A 13,865-nucleotide genomic window follows, 5' to 3' on the forward strand; every position below is an offset into this window, starting at 1 on the left:
AGCGGACCTTGGGCAGCGAGTGCCCCTTACTTTCGTCAGGAAACGTGGTCCCGGTAGGCCGTGATGGTCTCCGCGAGCACTTCGGCACCGGGACGGCGCCAGAGATCGGCGTCGAACACCTCGACCTCGATCGGCCCGGTGTACCCGGCGGCCTCGACGCAGGCCTTCAGACGCCGGTGGTCGATCGGGCCGTCACCGGGCAGCGCCCGGCCGAGCAGGGTGTCGGTCAGCGGCACCTTCTGGTCGCAGACGTGGAATCCGGCGATCCGCCCGGCCGCCGCGGCGATCGACTCTTCGATCCGCGGATCCCACCACACGTGGAACTCGTCGACGATCACGCCGACCTGTTCGGTGGGATGCTCCAGCGCGATCGCCAGTGCCTGCTCCACAGTGGACAGCACCGAACGTTCGGCGCACTGCATGGGGTGCAGTGGTTCCAGGCCGAGGCGGACCCCGCGCTCACCGGCGTACGGCGCCAGTTCGCCGACCGCGTCCGCGACCCGCTGCCGCGACGACGCCAGGTCGCCGTTCACCCCGCCCACGACCAGGACGAGGACGTCGGCGCCCAGCGCGGCGGCTTCGTCGATCGCCTCCCTGGTCTGCGCGACACCGTCCACAGGAGACCCATCCGGGGTGATCCCGGTGAAGAAACCGCCACGGCACAACGACGACACGCCGACGTCGTACTCCTTGAGCAGCCGCGCGGTCTCCTCGACGCCGGTCTCGGCGACCTTGTCCCGCCACAGACCGATCCAGCGGACACCCGCCTCGGCGCAGCCCGCGACGGCCTCCGGCAGTGACCACGCCTTGGTGGTGATCTGGTTCAGGCTCAACCGGTCCATCAGGCCACCCCCACCGCGGCGAGCAGCGGACGCATCCGCGCGACGGCGAGATCCGGGTCGGCGAGCGCCCCGGCGGCGTCGGCAAGGCGCAGCAGTTCGGCCAGATGCGTGATGGACCGGGCCGATTCGCGGCCCGCGACCATGCGGAAGTGCTCCTGGTGCCCGTTGAGGTAAGCGAGGAACACGACGCCGGTCTTGTAGTTCCTGGTGGGCGCACGGAAGATGGCGCGGCTCAGCGCCACCGTCGGGTCCAGCAGGCCGTGGAAGCCCGCCTTGTCGCCTTCGTCGAGCCGGGCGAGCGCGGCGCCGGCGACCTGCGCGACGGCGTCGAAAATGCCAAGAAGTGCTTCGCTGTGGCCCTGATCGTCCCCGGCGATCAGTTCCGGGTAGTTGAAGTCGTCGCCGGTGTAGCACTTGACGCCGTCAGGCAGCGCCCGGCGGAACTCGGTCTCGATCGACGCGTCGAGCACCGAAACCTTGACCCCGGCGATCACGCCGGCGTGCTCGGCGCAGAGCCTGCCCAGTTCCTTGGCGGCCGCGCGGACGTCACCGTGGCCCCAGTAGCCCGCCAGCGCCGGATCGAACTGCTCGCCCAGCCAGTGCAGCAGGACCGGACGGTCGGCGCCGGAGAGCAGTTTCCCGTACGCGGCATGGTAATCCGCAGGTCCGGACGCCGTCGCGGCCAACGCGCGGCTGGCCATCACGACCGGGATCGCCCCGGCCTCTCCGACCAGGTCGAGCTGCTCGCGCCAGGCGTCCACAATGGACTCGACGGTGGCCTCCCCACCGGGAAGCTGATCGGTGCCGACGCCAGCCACCCACGGCCGTCCGGCGGCGAGCGCCCCGGTGCGCCGGATGAGGTCCTTGGTGGTGTCCCAGTCCAGGCCCATGCCGCGCTGCGCGGTGTCCATCGCTTCGGCCACGCCGAGACCGCAGGACCACAGGTGCTCGCGGAAGGCGAGCGTGGTGTCCCAGTCCAGCGCCGCGCCTTCTTCGGGGTCGGCGGGGGCGAGCGGGTCGGCGACGACGTGTGCTGCCGCGTAAGCGATCCGGGAGGTCGGCGGCGAGGCCGGTTTCGCGGGCGTTTCCGCCCCTCGCGGCGTCCACTCCACCAGGCCGCCGTCGGCGGTGGGCAGGGCGATCAAGGTCATCGGGTCTCCGTGGCACGGGGGTGAGAAAGCGCTTTCTCGTGCCACGTTAAGTCACCTCGTGGGCCGCACACAAGGGTTTCAGCGAGCGGGAGCGGCGGTGCTGCGGCGCAGGACGACCTCGCCGGACATCCGCACCATCCGCGGCCGGGTGCCGGGGGCGGCCTTGAGTGCCAGGTCCATGGCCCGTTCGCCCAGCTTCTCCAGCGGCAGCGCGACCGTGCTCAGCGCCGGCGTGAGATCGCGCACTACCGGGATGTCGTCGAAACCGGCGATCGACATCTCGCCGGGGATGGAGACGCCGGCGTCGCGCAGCGCCGACATCGCGCCGATGGCCATCACGTCGGTCACCGCGAACACACAGGTCGGCCACTGTTTCCGCGGTTTGGCGAGGATCTTCTCCATCGCCTCGTAGCCGCCGTCGCGGGTGAACGCCGCCTCGGCGATGTCGTCCTCGGCCAGTTCGACGCCCCGCGCCCGCAGTTCCGCGGCGAAACCGTCGAGACGGTCTACGACGGTGGTCAGGCTCCTCGGCCCGGCGAGCGCGGCGAACCGGCGGTGCCCCATGTCCAGCAGTGCCTTCGCCAGTTCGGCGCCGCCGCCCCGGTTGTCGGGCTGGACGGTGTCCACTTTGAGCCCGCGGTGCCTGCTGACCGCGGCGACGTGCCCGCCGCCGCGCCGGTACGGTTCGAGTTCGGCGGCCATCGCCTTTTCCCACGCCTTGTCTTCGAACGCGGAACCGATCAGCAGAATGGCCGACGCGCGCTGGGCGCGCAGCGTCGAAACGTAGGCGACCTCCTTGGCCGGATCGCGGAACGTGCTCGCGAGCATCACCAGAAGATCGTTTTCACTCGCCACTCGCATGACCCCGCCGGCGATCGCGGCGAAATACGGGTCGCCGACGTCATGGCAGATCACTCCCACGGTGGGCTGTGAGCCACCGGCCAATGCCTGAGCGTGAGCATTAGGCGTATAAGACAGGTCGGCGGCCGCGGCGATCACTCGTTCGCGGAGATCTCCCCGGACGGTGGCGGTGCCGTTGAGTACGCGGGACGCGGTCGCGAGCGAGACGTCCGCGGTGCGGGCCACATCTTCCAGCGTCACGTGGGGGCGGGCCTTCATCGATCCTCCAAGCTGGCGTTTGGGGCATAGTGGCGGACATGCTCGGCCTTTACCCGGAAATCGAACCTTACGTCCAAGGGATGTTGCCTGTCGGTGACGGCAACGAGATCTATTGGGAGGAATGCGGCGACCCCGATGGCAAGCCGGTGATCTTCCTGCACGGCGGCCCCGGAAGCGGTTCGAGCGCCAGACATCGCAGACTGTTCGATCCCGCGCGGTACCGGATCGTGCTTTTCGATCAGCGCGGCTGCGGGCGCAGCACGCCGAACTGTGCCACGCCGGATGCCGATCTTTCGGTCAACACGACGTGGCATCTGGTGGCCGACATCGAGCGGTTGCGCGAGCATCTCGACATCGAACACTGGATGGTGTTCGGCGGCTCGTGGGGGAGTGTGCTCGGGCTGACCTACGCCGAAACCCACCCCGGGCGGGTCACGGAACTCGTCCTCCGCGGCGTGGCCACCTTGCGGGTGAAGGAACTGCAATGGCTCTACGGCGGGGGAGCGGCGTACCTCTTTCCCGAGGCGTGGTCGCGGTTCCTGGCGCCGGTGCCGTTTTCGCGCCGTCAGGAGAGCCTCATCGAGGTGTACCACGAACTGCTGAGCCATCCGGATCCCGCCGTGCACGGGCCCGCCGCGATCGCCTGGAGCCGTTGGGAGGGGGAGACGGTCAAACTGCGCCCGCGGGACGAGGTGATCGACGGGTTCACCGATCCCTCGTTCGCCCTCGCGATCGCGAGGATCGAGAACCACTACTTCCGGCACGGCGGCTGGCTGGCCGAGGATCAGCTGCTGCGTGACGCCGGGAAGCTCCGGGACATCCCGTGCGTTCTGGTACAGGGACGCTACGACGTGGTCACCCCGGCCATCACCGCGTGGGAGCTCAGCCAGGTGCTGCCGACCGCGGAACTGAAGATGATCGGCGACTCGGGTCACGCGTTCGACGAGCCCGGCACCCTGCACGAGTTGATCAGCGCGACCGACCGATTCGCGTCAAACTGGCAGGGCGCCGGTACACGCCAGGACGAGGAGAGGAACGCAGACATGCTTTTCGGTGACGAGCACGTCCGTCGCTACGAAGAGACCGACGGGGAGGTGGGCCACGACTGGGAGAAGGGCGCGCCCTGCCTCGTCCTCACCACCAAGGGCCGCAAGACCGGCGAGGACCGCAAGTTCGCGCTGATCTACCAGTTCGACGACGACGACAACCCGGTGATCGTGGCGTCCAAGGGCGGCGCGCCGGAGGACCCGGGCTGGTACAAGAACCTGCAGGCCAACCCCGAGGTCAAGGCCCAGGTCAAGGCGGACAAGTTCACCGCGCGGGCCCGGACCCTGGAAGGTGAGGAGCGCGCGAAGCTGTGGGAGAAGCTCGCCGCCGTCTGGCCGGACTACAACGAGTACGCGAAGAAGACCGACCGTGAGATCCCCGTGGTGGTCCTCGAGCGCGTGTGATCCGCGCCGCGTTCGCGCGTGGTTTCAGCCGAACCGGGCCTGGTTCGGCTACGAATTACGTCCATGGTGCTGAGACCCCGTGAACGCTGGACCGCGCTGAGCCCCGTTTCGGGTGACCTGCTGACGTTCCGCCAGATGATCGCCTTCGGCCGGCGCTTCGCCCGCGCCGGCCGGGGCGCCTGGTACAGCCTCGCGATCAACGTCGTCTGGCCGTTCCTGGTGCTGTTCACCCGGTTCCGGGTGCGCGGCGGTGAGCACCTGCCCGCGTCGGGTGGCTTCCTCGTCGCGTCGAACCATCTGTCCTTTGCCGACCCGACGACCGTGACCGCGTACTGCCTCGCGCACGGCCGCGTGCCGCGCTACCTGGCGAAGGCGAGCCTGTGGGACGCGCCCGTCATCGGCTCGGTCATGCGCTCCGGCAAGCACATCCCCGTCTACCGCGGGGCGGCCACCGCGTCGGACGCGTACCGCGACGCCGTCAAAGCCGTCCGTGAGGGTGAATGCGTCGCCATCTTCCCGGAAGCCACCTTCACGGATCACCCGGACGGGTGGCCCATGCGCGGCAAGACCGGGATCGCCCGGATCGCGCTGGAGACCGGGGTCCCGGTGATCCCGCTGGCGAACTGGGGCACGCACCACCTGCTGCCGTCGGACGCCGTGCTCCCGCGCGCCTTCCCACGCAAGACGGTGAACCTGGTCGCCGGTCCGCCGGTGGATCTCTCTGATCTCCTGACGCACACGCCGTCGCGCGAGGTGCTGGAGGAGGCCACGCAGCGGATCATGACCGCGGTGACCGACCTGCTGATCGAGATCCGCGGTTCCCGCCCTGAGTAGGCAGTCTCACCCTTCGGACCGTCCCGGTCAGGGGTAGGTTTCGAGGTATGAGCGCACATTATGACGTCGTTGTCCTGGGCGCCGGGGTCGGCGGTTACGTGGCCGCCATCCGGGCGTCGCAACTGGGGCTGAGCGCGGCGGTCGTGGAGGAGAAATACTGGGGCGGGGTCTGCCTCAACGTCGGGTGCATCCCGTCGAAGGCACTGCTGCGCAACGCCGAACTCGCGCACATCGTGACCAAAGAGGCGAAATCCTTCGGGATCCAGGTCGAAGGCAAGGTCAGCTTCGACTACCAGGCCGCCTTCGACCGCAGCCGCAAGGTCGCGGACGGTCGCGTCAAGGGCGTGCACTTCCTGATGAAGAAGAACAAGATCACCGAATACGACGGGCACGGCACCTTCGTCGACGCCAACACCATCGAGGTCAACGGCGAACGGATCACCTTCGACAACTGCGTGATCGCCACCGGTGCCACCGCGCGCCTGCTGCCGGGAACCACGCGCAGCGACCGTGTGGTCACCTACGAACAGCAGATCATGGAAAACGAACTGCCGGAAAGCATCATCATCGCCGGCGCGGGCGCGATCGGCGTCGAATTCGCCTACGTGCTGCACAACTACGGCGTGAAGGTGACCATCGTCGAATACCTCGACCGCATGGTCCCGCTCGAGGACGCCGAGGTCTCCGCGGAGCTCGCGCGCCGCTACCGGAAGCTCGGCATCGAGGTGCTGACCTCCACCAAGGTCGAGACGATCGACGACACCGGCGAGCAGGTCCTGGTGACCGTGTCGAAGAACGGCGAGCAACGCGTCCTGGAAGCGGACAAGGTGTTGCAGGCCATCGGTTTCCAGCCGCGGGTCGAGGGCTACGGCCTGGACAAGACCGGTGTGGAACTGACCGACCGCGGCGCCATCGCCATCGACTCGCGCGGCCGCACCAACGTCCCGCACATCTTCGCGATCGGCGACGTCACCGCGAAACTGATGCTCGCGCACGCGTCGGAGTCCATGGGCGTCGTCGCCGCCGAAACCATCGCCGGCGCCGAGACCATGGAACTCGACTTCGTGATGATCCCGCGCGCGACCTACTGCCAGCCGCAGATCGCCAGCTTCGGCTGGACCGAAGAACAAGCCCGCGAAAAGGGCTTCGACGTCCAGGTGGCGAAGTTCCCCTTCACCGCCAACGGAAAGGCACACGGCCTCGGCGAGGCCGTCGGCTTCGTGAAGATCCTGAGCGACGGTGAACACGGCGAGCTCCTGGGCGCGCACCTGATCGGCCCCGAGGTGACCGAACTGCTGCCGGAACTCACCTTGGCGCAGCAGTGGGACCTGACGGTGCACGAGATTTCGCGGAACGTGCACGCTCACCCGACTTTGGGGGAAGCGGTCAAGGAAGCCGTGCACGGTCTTGCCGGACATATGATCAACATGTAAGCGTGAACCTGCCCTGACCTGCGGGTTCGCGGGTCAGGGCAGGTGTCAGGCCGTGGCCAGGCCGTCATGCGGCTTGGTCATCAGAGGCAGGGTCGCCGAGCGTGTCGTCGAAGAAGTCGTCGACGGCCTTCCGCGTCCGGGCGTGGCTACTCGGCAGGAGATGCGTGTACACCCGGAGCGTGAAGCCGGGGTCGGTGTGGCCGAGGTACTGAGACAGCGCCTTGATCGACTCGCCAGCGTCGAGCAGGACCGAGGCGTAGAGGTGCCGCAGCGCGTGCACGCCGTCCGCCCTGGTCGGCTTCTCTACCCCGGCGTCCTTGAGCGCGGGCAGCCCAGAAGTTCACCCGGAACCGCTCCGCCCGTACCCGTTGACCATGAGCAGACGGACCGTGGTGGCGGGTCATAGCGGAGGTGGCGGCCGATCTTGCGTACCGGCGGTCCCTCGCCGAGCCATTTCCATTGGTAGAGCGTCTTTACTGGTACGCGGAGGCAGTCTGCGACGTCTTCGAATGACCACAGTGGATCGATGCTGTCCATGCCTTCCTGGTTTCCTAGGCCAGGTACCGGTTCTGCGCCTTACGAGACGAGGGAAGCGTGTGAGGACGTGTTTGTACGCCGCACGTCCCCACGCACGTTTTCCCTACGGCTGTTCAGTTCTCAGCTAGCTTCCGTCTTGTTCTTCTGGATCTGCGCGGCCACCTCCTCCGCCTTGCGCTCCTCGTAGCCCACCCAGTAACGGAGTTCGTGGTGGTGTGCGCGGTCCACATCGGACACTTCGCGATACATGCGCGCGTTGGCCTGGTGGAACTTCAGCCACGTCGTCAGGTTCGACCCCGGTTTCGGGCGACGAGCGGAGGCGACGAGGTGCGCGTCCTGAAGCGTCTGCGGCTCATTCCGGCCGGGCGTCGTCATCGCGCACCGTCGCGTGTTTGCCGAGGAACACGGCCAGTTCGTCCGCGCTGTCGCGGATTTGGCGAAGGAGCCGGATGAACTCCGGCCACTCGGCCGGATCGGACGGCGGCAGGATCGCCAGGCTGTCCGGGTCGAGGTAGATCACCAGAGCTGGGTTCGCCGGACCATTGCCCTGCATCCCCGCGACCGCCTGCCGCCCCGGCTTCCACATCGCGTTGAACGCCACGGCCCTGACTCTCCTCGCTGTAGGCGCGCATCTCCCACGACCGCGCGTTGTCCTCGAATCCCTCGGCCGCCGCCGACACCGCAGCCAGCACCCACCACGGCAACTGGCCTTGAACTGCCAGGTCTCGCCATGCCGACGCCACCGCCAAGGAAGCGACGGCCATGTCATGCGCCGCCAGGGCATCCCCGCCCTGCGCAGTTCGTTGCGTCATCGCGCTGTAGTGGCGGTAAGCGGCTTCCCAGGTTTGGACCAGGTGCGGGGATGCCACCCCCAGCGCCCCGCCCGTCATCACGCCGCCTTGGGCGTTGACTCGGCAGTGGCGGAGGCCCGGCCCGACTTCGCTCCGCCACCGGACGCCGCAGCCTTGAAGCCGGTCGCGCGGAACATGTAGGACTGGTATTTGAACTCGCCTTGACCAGCCACCTTCGGCTCAGCCGTCAGGCCCTCCAGTTCGATCGGCCGCATACCCGGCAACACCTCCGACGTCGTTGGCACCGGCTGCACATCGGCGAGCAGCGTGATCTCGAACGACGCGCGCTTAGCCTTCGTCTCGTCCGGGTCGGTCACGGTGACCTTCCATTGACGCTTGCCCGTCACTTCGTCGACCCGCTGCCGAGCCGGACGACCCGCAGCACGGTCTTCCCGCGACTGGTACTCGTTGTCCGGCGAGACTTCGCCGACCATCACGAGGCCCTGCCCGAATGCTTCGTCGAAGTCGATGGCGAAGCGATGTCCTTTGTAGATAGCCATGTCGTTAGTTCCCTTGCTTGTCTGTGTCTGTCGGCACTTCGTCGCCGTCTTTGCCCCTTGCGGCAGCCGCGCTCAGTGCGGCCTGGACCTCTGCGAGTTCTCTTCCCAGCACCGCTATCGCGTCGGAATCGACGAGCAGGACCACGGGGAACGCCTTGCCGAAACGGATCTCCGCCCGGTTGGCGTAGGTGAGCACGCGGACGCGGATCGGCAGGTCTGCCGTGACGTGGATCTGGACCGTGTCGCGCATCGGGCGCTCAGATCACGAACCGGCGAGCTGTCCACGTTCCCGAGCCGCGTGCGGACGCTGCCCGACCGGCGGTTGGAGTCGTCATGCCTGCCTCCCTCTTGGTGTCGAGGTGCTGGGGCGAGTCCCCGGCAACCTGGCACCTAATCTCCGCCAAAACGCGGGACGTGATCACCACGTGGCGGGACATCTAGGGACGTCCCTGGTACGGTCGAAGACGTCCCTACAAGTCCCTGGAGGGCTGATGCCGAACGAACGCCTGCGGGACGCCCTGCTGCGCAACGGCCTTACGCCGAAGCAGGTCGCCGACGCCACCGGGGTCGATCAGAAGACCGTGGAACGGTGGATCACCAAGGGGCGGACGCCGTACCCGAAGCATCGGCACAAGATCGCCGCGATGGCGCGCGAGTCCGAGACCTACCTCTGGCCGGACTCGGTGGCCCCGGAACGCAAGGCCGAGACGGCCGCCGCCGAGGTCGTGCGCGTGTTCCCGCACCGCAACGCCATTCCCGTCGAGCTGTGGGACCGGCTGATCAAGGAAGCGTCGGACACCGTCGAGGTGCTGGTCCACGCCGCGCTGTTCCTGGTGGAGCGCCCGCGGTTCATCAAGGACCTGACAGCAAAAGCCCAGGCCGGGGCCAAGATTCGGCTGATCTTCGGAGATCCCGAAGGGGAGAGCGTCGCTCTGCGCGGCGACGAGGAGCAGCTAGGCGACGGGACGCTTGCGGCGCGTATCCGCAACGCGCTGGCGTTCTACCGGCCGCTGATCGGGGTAGACGGGGTGGAGATGCGCTTCCACAACACGACCCTCTACAACTCGATCTTCCGCTTCGACGACGAAATGATCATCAACACGCACGTCTACGGCTTCCAGGGAGCACACGCCCCCTCCCTGCACCTCCGCCGGCTATCCGCCGGGGACCTCTTCGAGACCTACTCGGAGAGCTTCGAAGCCGTCTGGAACCTCGCCAAGCCCGCCACCTTCTAGGAGGCCACATATGGCACGCGTCGACTACTACAACGACCCGAACGCTCCGAAGGCAAACAGCATCGCGGTCGCGGTGTCCGCGTTCATCCAGGACGACGAAGGTCGGATTCTCATGATCCGGCGCACCGACAACGACCTGTACTCGATCCCCGGTGGGCAGCTCGAACTCGGCGAGACCCTGTCGCAGGCTGCCGTGCGGGAGGTTCGCGAGGAGACCGGCATTGAGTGCGAGGTGACCGGGGTGATCGGCCTGTACTCGAACCCCAGTCATGTCATTGCCTACGACGATGGCGAAGTGCGGCAGGAGTTCTCCATCTGTTTCCGCGCGGTCTCGATAGGTGGTGAGGCGCGCGTGAGCAACGAGAGTCGAGAGGTTCTATGGGTGGAGACGGGTCGAATCGCTGATCTAAATATCCATGACTCGATCCGTCTTCGAGTCGAGCATTCGCTACAGGGGAGCGAGAAAGTCTTCTATAGCTAGTAGGCCCTGCCTTGCGTGATGGATAGCCCTGGTCTGAAAAGCATCGGAATCTTGTAGCTGGAGCCTGTTGCTCCAAGGAAGCCGATGAGCTTCAGATATTTAACCTTCTCTAGGTAATTTTCGCCGAGAAGTTCTTTAAGTGTCGCATCGTTATGTTCGGATTTGCTCCCCCGAAATAATTCGATGGCTTCGCCAAACTCTCCGGATTCCGCTAGTAGCGTGTCCTCGACGCGTTCTTCACTTAGGGCTACCAGGCCCTGCTTCAGGGCGTCGGAAGTTATAAGTGGTACGCCTTTTTGGTATGTTCGGGGCTCCCGGTCCTCTTGGCGAAGTTGCGCTTCTCTTGCTTTTTGGATCAAGTCAATCAGGTTTCGGGGCGGCTTAACGCCATTAGCGTCCGCGATGCGCCCTAGAATCCATGTCCATGTATTGGGCTTCCGATTTCCTTGGTCTACCTGAGTCGGAAACAAGGCTTGAAAAACAGTTTCTGGGTCAGTTGAGTCTACGTCGAGGCTTCGCATGGCACTGCGATTCTCGACAAGTCTCTTATGTAAGAGACTGTAAAGGTCGGCGTCATCCCAAGCTATCTCAATCTTCCTTGAATTGACATGAGTGAGATTGACAAAGCCTCTTGCGATAATTCGGCGAAAGAGGTCTTTGCGCACGAACAGCTTCACTCTCACATGGTCGAATTCCTGCATGTCAAGATAGGCGCGAAACAGTGCTCTTAGTACTGGTTGCTCCAAAGCAGGCCTGCTTTGAAACGCTTCGTCCAGCCGGTCAAGGGTAAGCCAGATCTTAACTGGAACCTCTTTCAGCACTTCGTTTAGTAGTCTTAAGGCTTCGTCATGGTGTAAATCACTTGTGTTGGCCTTTCCGGTGTCTATGGCAAATTCGACTCGCGCTTGTATTTCTGCGGGCCCTAGCTTTGCGGAACCTTCTGCGTTGGTTACTCGTAGAGAGCTACCGATCCAAGATATTACCTTCTTAAATACGCCGCTTGGGCTATCGTCGGTAGTTCTAAGATGCGCTTCGCTTAGGAGGGTATGAAGTCGATTCATCTGATCGGTGTAGTCGCCGTCGGCAAATTCAAGAATCCAGTTTCCGGCGAGCGCCAAGAAGTACGACTTCCAAACTTTGATGTAGTCAACCTCGTTTAAAATGTCGCCCTCTTCGAGCCTCTGGAAAATTGGCATCCCCACTGGATTAAAGGCTGATACGACCTCAACGTCGACCAGTTCATCGATTTTACTATATCGCATGCTGAGTATGCGATATAGGGCACTCTTTCCAGTGCCCTTGTCTCCGGCTACGACGTCATCGCGATCTTCTACGACAGCGCGAAAAGGTTCAGTCTCCACGAAGTAGTTTTCTAGCAATTTGTCATGCTCGGCAACAGAAGAACCGACGTCAAGATTTCGCAGAATATCCTTGATTAAAGTCAATGCTCGTCCTTGCTAGTCTTTTGCCGAACTTGGCTCTATGGGATCAAGGCGCGCCACCGTCGGCGGCGCGCTGGTCACCTTGCGTCCGCGTCTCGCCTGCGGGCGCACCTTGCCCAACACAGCGGGCTGCCGCTCCGCTCCGCCCACCGGCCGGGCGGTGCGCCCGCTGCCGCCGTGGACAGGTGCAGCCGCCGCCAGCGGCGCGCAGGTACGCCAAAGAGCACGTCGGCCTCCTCGCTCAGACGATCGTGCCCAGAGGTCGCGAACGGACCAACGGCTGTTACGCGGAGCCGCCGCCCCGATGCCAGATCGTCACAACGGCCGTCACGACGCGTCAAGGCGGGAAAGCGTGCTTTGACCCGACGCGACGGCCGCGTGGATGGTTTCGTATCGGGGAGATGGGGGAGGAGTGGCCAGGCCGTCTCCAGGCCGTCGGACGTCGGGTAGGGGTGAGAACACGCGAGAAGTGTCCAGCCCTGTCCGCGCAGGTCAGCGGCCAAAAGCGGCGATCATCACGAGGTCAGCGAAACCCCGGAATCATAAGATCAAAAGACGCTGAGCGGGGAAGATTTGGGACGTTCAACGTCCTAAATCTTCCCCGCTCAACGCCACACCGGCCGGCGTGACCTTGATCAACGGAGGATCGGGGACACTCAACGTCCCCAATCCTCCGTTGATCAAGCCAAGGCTCCCGACGATGCAGGAATCGCGAAACGTCCCAATTCCTACATTGCCAACACACTAAAGCGTGTGAGTGGCGATCAGCTGGCCGATAGCCCGGATGTCCGACCCGCGGAACTCCAGCCGCACGTTCCCCAGCCCGCTGAACCAGAGGTCCAGTTCGGCATCGAGGTCGAAGGTGCCCGCGGTTTCGATCGAGAAGGCCTGGATCCTGTTGTACGGCAGCGAAGTGAAGTCCTTCTTCTTGCCTGTCATGCCCTGGACGTTCACCGCGATCAGCCGCTTGTTCGTGAACACCACGAAATCGCGCACCGCTTTGAACGAGGAGATGATCTGTTCCCCGGGGATGATGATCGGCTGCACCGTCGGCGCGATGTCCTTCGGTTTGCAGGGCGTGAGCTTGAAGACGGTGTCCTTGGAGAAGTCAATCATGTAGTCCAACATACGGATGAACGCGACACGGGGACCCGTCCCCGGCGGGGTCCCGCATACTGCCGGGGTACTGGAGGAGGCACGATGAAGCGGCTCACGACGGCGCACGAGAGTTTGGCGCTCGGCGTGCCACCGTCGGCTCCCGGCGCGGTGTTCGCTCTCACGCTCGCGGGTGGCGTGTCCGTCGATCCGGGTGAGGGCGGCGAGATCTCCTTCGGGCGCAATCGGCCGCAGGTCGACGTGTGTGTGGGCGAGAACGACGTGCAGGTCAGCCGCAGGCACGGGCTGCTGAACTTCACCGGCGGGCGGTGGTGGGTCAGCAACACCGGCCAGTTGCCCATCCGGATGCCGAATTCCCGCTGGCTTTCCCGGGGTGAGGAGCCGATCCCGCTATCGGATGGGTACACGCCGCTGTTCGTCCGCGGCTCGGGCAGGCGGGAGCATCTGCTCGAGTTGTACGTCGCCGGTCCTGACGGTGGGCAGCCCGCCACGCGGCACGACGACGTCACCGTGCCGCCCCGCCGCTGGCGCCTCAGCGCGGAAGAACGCCTGGTCCTGGTCGTCTTCGGGCAGCGTTATCTCCTGCACGACCTCAATCCGCAGCCGTTGTCCCGTCAGCAGACGGCCGAGATCCTCGCGGAACTCCGTCCTGCCGAGACGTGGACCAGCCGCCGGGTCGAGCACGTCGTCATCGACGTCCGGGGGCGGTTGTCCGCCGGCGGCGTTTACGGTTTGCGGCGCGAAGAGGTCGGCGAACCGGTCGGCAACGCGTTGAACGACAACCTGTTGCGTGAGCTCGTGCTGTCCACGACGCTCGTCCCGCCGGACCTCGCCCTGCTCGACGCGCTCGACTGAGTTGTCCATAGAGGACGG

17 protein-coding genes are annotated in these 13,865 nt (G+C 65.3%); 6 read left to right on the forward strand and 11 right to left on the reverse strand.

What is annotated here, in order from left to right; genetic code table 11:
* Positions 1-35: 35 nt before the first annotated feature.
* The 3 genes from ACLJO0_RS41175 to ACLJO0_RS41185 all read right to left on the reverse strand — a co-directional run bounded on the left by ACLJO0_RS41175 (position 36) and on the right by ACLJO0_RS41185 (position 3,112).
* On the reverse strand, positions 36-842 hold the full coding sequence (locus ACLJO0_RS41175; protein WP_410585331.1) for a sugar phosphate isomerase/epimerase family protein: 807 nt from the start codon (positions 840-842) through the stop codon (positions 36-38).
* Positions 842-1,993 carry a dihydrodipicolinate synthase family protein gene (locus ACLJO0_RS41180; protein WP_410585332.1) on the reverse strand — a complete coding sequence of 384 codons (1,152 nt, stop codon included), beginning with the start codon at positions 1,991-1,993 and terminating at the stop codon, positions 842-844. The genes ACLJO0_RS41175 and ACLJO0_RS41180 overlap by 1 nt, the downstream gene beginning before the upstream one ends.
* Positions 1,994-2,071: 78 nt before the next feature.
* The gene (locus ACLJO0_RS41185; protein ID WP_410585333.1) at positions 2,072-3,112 is read right to left on the reverse strand and encodes a LacI family DNA-binding transcriptional regulator; all 1,041 of its coding nucleotides are present in this window, start codon (positions 3,110-3,112) and stop codon (positions 2,072-2,074) included.
* Between the two features lie 38 nt (positions 3,113-3,150).
* On the opposite strand from ACLJO0_RS41185, the gene pip reads away from it, so the two are divergent.
* The 3 genes from pip (at position 3,151) to lpdA (ending at position 6,830) form a co-directional block, all read left to right on the forward strand.
* A complete protein-coding gene (gene pip, locus ACLJO0_RS41190; RefSeq protein WP_410585334.1) occupies positions 3,151-4,563 on the forward strand; it encodes a prolyl aminopeptidase in 1,413 nt (470 codons plus the stop codon).
* A 63-nt stretch (positions 4,564-4,626) separates the two neighbouring features.
* Positions 4,627-5,397 carry a lysophospholipid acyltransferase family protein gene (locus tag ACLJO0_RS41195; RefSeq protein WP_410585335.1) on the forward strand — a complete coding sequence of 257 codons (771 nt, stop codon included), beginning with the start codon at positions 4,627-4,629 and terminating at the stop codon, positions 5,395-5,397.
* Positions 5,398-5,444: 47 nt separating this feature from the next.
* Entirely contained in the window at positions 5,445-6,830 is a 1,386-nt protein-coding gene (gene lpdA / locus ACLJO0_RS41200; RefSeq protein WP_410585336.1) for a dihydrolipoyl dehydrogenase, read from the forward strand.
* 64 nt (positions 6,831-6,894) lie between these two features.
* Here lpdA and ACLJO0_RS41205 read toward each other — a convergent pair whose 3' ends face one another.
* The 6 genes from ACLJO0_RS41205 to ACLJO0_RS41230 all read right to left on the reverse strand — a co-directional run bounded on the left by ACLJO0_RS41205 (position 6,895) and on the right by ACLJO0_RS41230 (position 8,968).
* Positions 6,895-7,110, reverse strand: a complete 216-nt coding sequence (locus ACLJO0_RS41205) for a tyrosine-type recombinase/integrase (protein WP_410585337.1) — start codon at positions 7,108-7,110, stop codon at positions 6,895-6,897.
* 23 nt (positions 7,111-7,133) lie between these two features.
* A complete protein-coding gene (locus tag ACLJO0_RS41210) occupies positions 7,134-7,367 on the reverse strand; it encodes a helix-turn-helix domain-containing protein (protein ID WP_410585338.1) in 234 nt (77 codons plus the stop codon).
* Between the two features lie 120 nt (positions 7,368-7,487).
* Positions 7,488-7,742 carry an AMED_5909 family protein gene (locus tag ACLJO0_RS41215; protein ID WP_219145314.1) on the reverse strand — a complete coding sequence of 85 codons (255 nt, stop codon included), beginning with the start codon at positions 7,740-7,742 and terminating at the stop codon, positions 7,488-7,490.
* Positions 7,720-7,968: a hypothetical protein gene (locus ACLJO0_RS41220; protein WP_410585339.1), complete on the reverse strand. Its 249-nt coding sequence runs from the start codon at positions 7,966-7,968 to the stop codon at positions 7,720-7,722. Before ACLJO0_RS41220 ends, ACLJO0_RS41215 begins: the two co-directional genes overlap by 23 nt.
* 288 nt (positions 7,969-8,256) lie before the next feature.
* The gene (locus ACLJO0_RS41225; protein ID WP_410585340.1) at positions 8,257-8,718 is read right to left on the reverse strand and encodes a hypothetical protein; all 462 of its coding nucleotides are present in this window, start codon (positions 8,716-8,718) and stop codon (positions 8,257-8,259) included.
* Between the two features lie 4 nt (positions 8,719-8,722).
* Entirely contained in the window at positions 8,723-8,968 is a 246-nt protein-coding gene (locus tag ACLJO0_RS41230; protein ID WP_410585341.1) for a hypothetical protein, read from the reverse strand.
* A gap of 241 nt (positions 8,969-9,209) precedes the next feature.
* Here ACLJO0_RS41230 and ACLJO0_RS41235 point away from each other — a divergent pair, with 241 nt between their 5' ends.
* Both ACLJO0_RS41235 and ACLJO0_RS41240 read left to right on the forward strand, forming a co-directional pair.
* On the forward strand, positions 9,210-9,953 hold the full coding sequence (locus tag ACLJO0_RS41235) for a DUF5919 domain-containing protein (protein WP_005162385.1): 744 nt from the start codon (positions 9,210-9,212) through the stop codon (positions 9,951-9,953).
* A 10-nt stretch (positions 9,954-9,963) separates the two neighbouring features.
* Positions 9,964-10,434, forward strand: a complete 471-nt coding sequence (locus ACLJO0_RS41240) for an NUDIX hydrolase (RefSeq protein WP_410585342.1) — start codon at positions 9,964-9,966, stop codon at positions 10,432-10,434.
* Here the strand turns inward: ACLJO0_RS41240 and ACLJO0_RS41245 are convergent.
* Both ACLJO0_RS41245 and ACLJO0_RS41250 read right to left on the reverse strand, forming a co-directional pair.
* The gene (locus tag ACLJO0_RS41245; RefSeq protein WP_410585343.1) at positions 10,431-11,879 is read right to left on the reverse strand and encodes a P-loop ATPase, Sll1717 family; all 1,449 of its coding nucleotides are present in this window, start codon (positions 11,877-11,879) and stop codon (positions 10,431-10,433) included. The genes ACLJO0_RS41240 and ACLJO0_RS41245 overlap by 4 nt on opposite strands.
* A 741-nt stretch (positions 11,880-12,620) precedes the next feature.
* Complete coding sequence (locus tag ACLJO0_RS41250) at positions 12,621-12,992, reverse strand: PH domain-containing protein (RefSeq protein WP_125787591.1); 372 nt, start codon at positions 12,990-12,992, stop codon at positions 12,621-12,623.
* 84 nt (positions 12,993-13,076) lie between these two features.
* Between ACLJO0_RS41250 and ACLJO0_RS41255 the strand changes: the two genes are divergently transcribed.
* Positions 13,077-13,847, forward strand: coding sequence for an FHA domain-containing protein (locus ACLJO0_RS41255; protein WP_410585344.1), 771 nt, complete (start codon positions 13,077-13,079; stop codon positions 13,845-13,847).
* The last annotated feature ends 18 nt before the right edge of the window (positions 13,848-13,865 follow it).

Origin of the sequence: Amycolatopsis sp. lyj-108, from assembly GCF_046549005.1 — a bacterium.
Classification (GTDB): Bacteria; Actinomycetota; Actinomycetes; order Mycobacteriales; family Pseudonocardiaceae; genus Amycolatopsis.

Bases quoted from the DNA above. Each gene is read 5' to 3' on its own strand.
- ACLJO0_RS41175 (WP_410585331.1), bottom strand. From the start codon at position 842: ATGGACCGGTTGAGCCTGAACCAGATCACCACCAAGGCGTGGTCACTG.
- ACLJO0_RS41180 (WP_410585332.1), bottom strand. From the start codon at position 1,993: ATGACCTTGATCGCCCTGCCCACCGCCGACGGCGGCCTGGTGGAGTGG.
- ACLJO0_RS41185 (WP_410585333.1), bottom strand. From the start codon at position 3,112: ATGAAGGCCCGCCCCCACGTGACGCTGGAAGATGTGGCCCGCACCGCG.
- pip (WP_410585334.1), top strand. From the start codon at position 3,151: ATGCTCGGCCTTTACCCGGAAATCGAACCTTACGTCCAAGGGATGTTG.
- ACLJO0_RS41195 (WP_410585335.1), top strand. From the start codon at position 4,627: ATGGTGCTGAGACCCCGTGAACGCTGGACCGCGCTGAGCCCCGTTTCG.
- lpdA (WP_410585336.1), top strand. From the start codon at position 5,445: ATGAGCGCACATTATGACGTCGTTGTCCTGGGCGCCGGGGTCGGCGGT.
- ACLJO0_RS41210 (WP_410585338.1), bottom strand. From the start codon at position 7,367: ATGGACAGCATCGATCCACTGTGGTCATTCGAAGACGTCGCAGACTGC.
- ACLJO0_RS41215 (WP_219145314.1), bottom strand. From the start codon at position 7,742: ATGACGACGCCCGGCCGGAATGAGCCGCAGACGCTTCAGGACGCGCAC.
- ACLJO0_RS41225 (WP_410585340.1), bottom strand. From the start codon at position 8,718: ATGGCTATCTACAAAGGACATCGCTTCGCCATCGACTTCGACGAAGCA.
- ACLJO0_RS41230 (WP_410585341.1), bottom strand. From the start codon at position 8,968: ATGCGCGACACGGTCCAGATCCACGTCACGGCAGACCTGCCGATCCGC.
- ACLJO0_RS41235 (WP_005162385.1), top strand. From the start codon at position 9,210: ATGCCGAACGAACGCCTGCGGGACGCCCTGCTGCGCAACGGCCTTACG.
- ACLJO0_RS41240 (WP_410585342.1), top strand. From the start codon at position 9,964: ATGGCACGCGTCGACTACTACAACGACCCGAACGCTCCGAAGGCAAAC.
- ACLJO0_RS41250 (WP_125787591.1), bottom strand. From the start codon at position 12,992: ATGATTGACTTCTCCAAGGACACCGTCTTCAAGCTCACGCCCTGCAAA.
- ACLJO0_RS41255 (WP_410585344.1), top strand. From the start codon at position 13,077: ATGAAGCGGCTCACGACGGCGCACGAGAGTTTGGCGCTCGGCGTGCCA.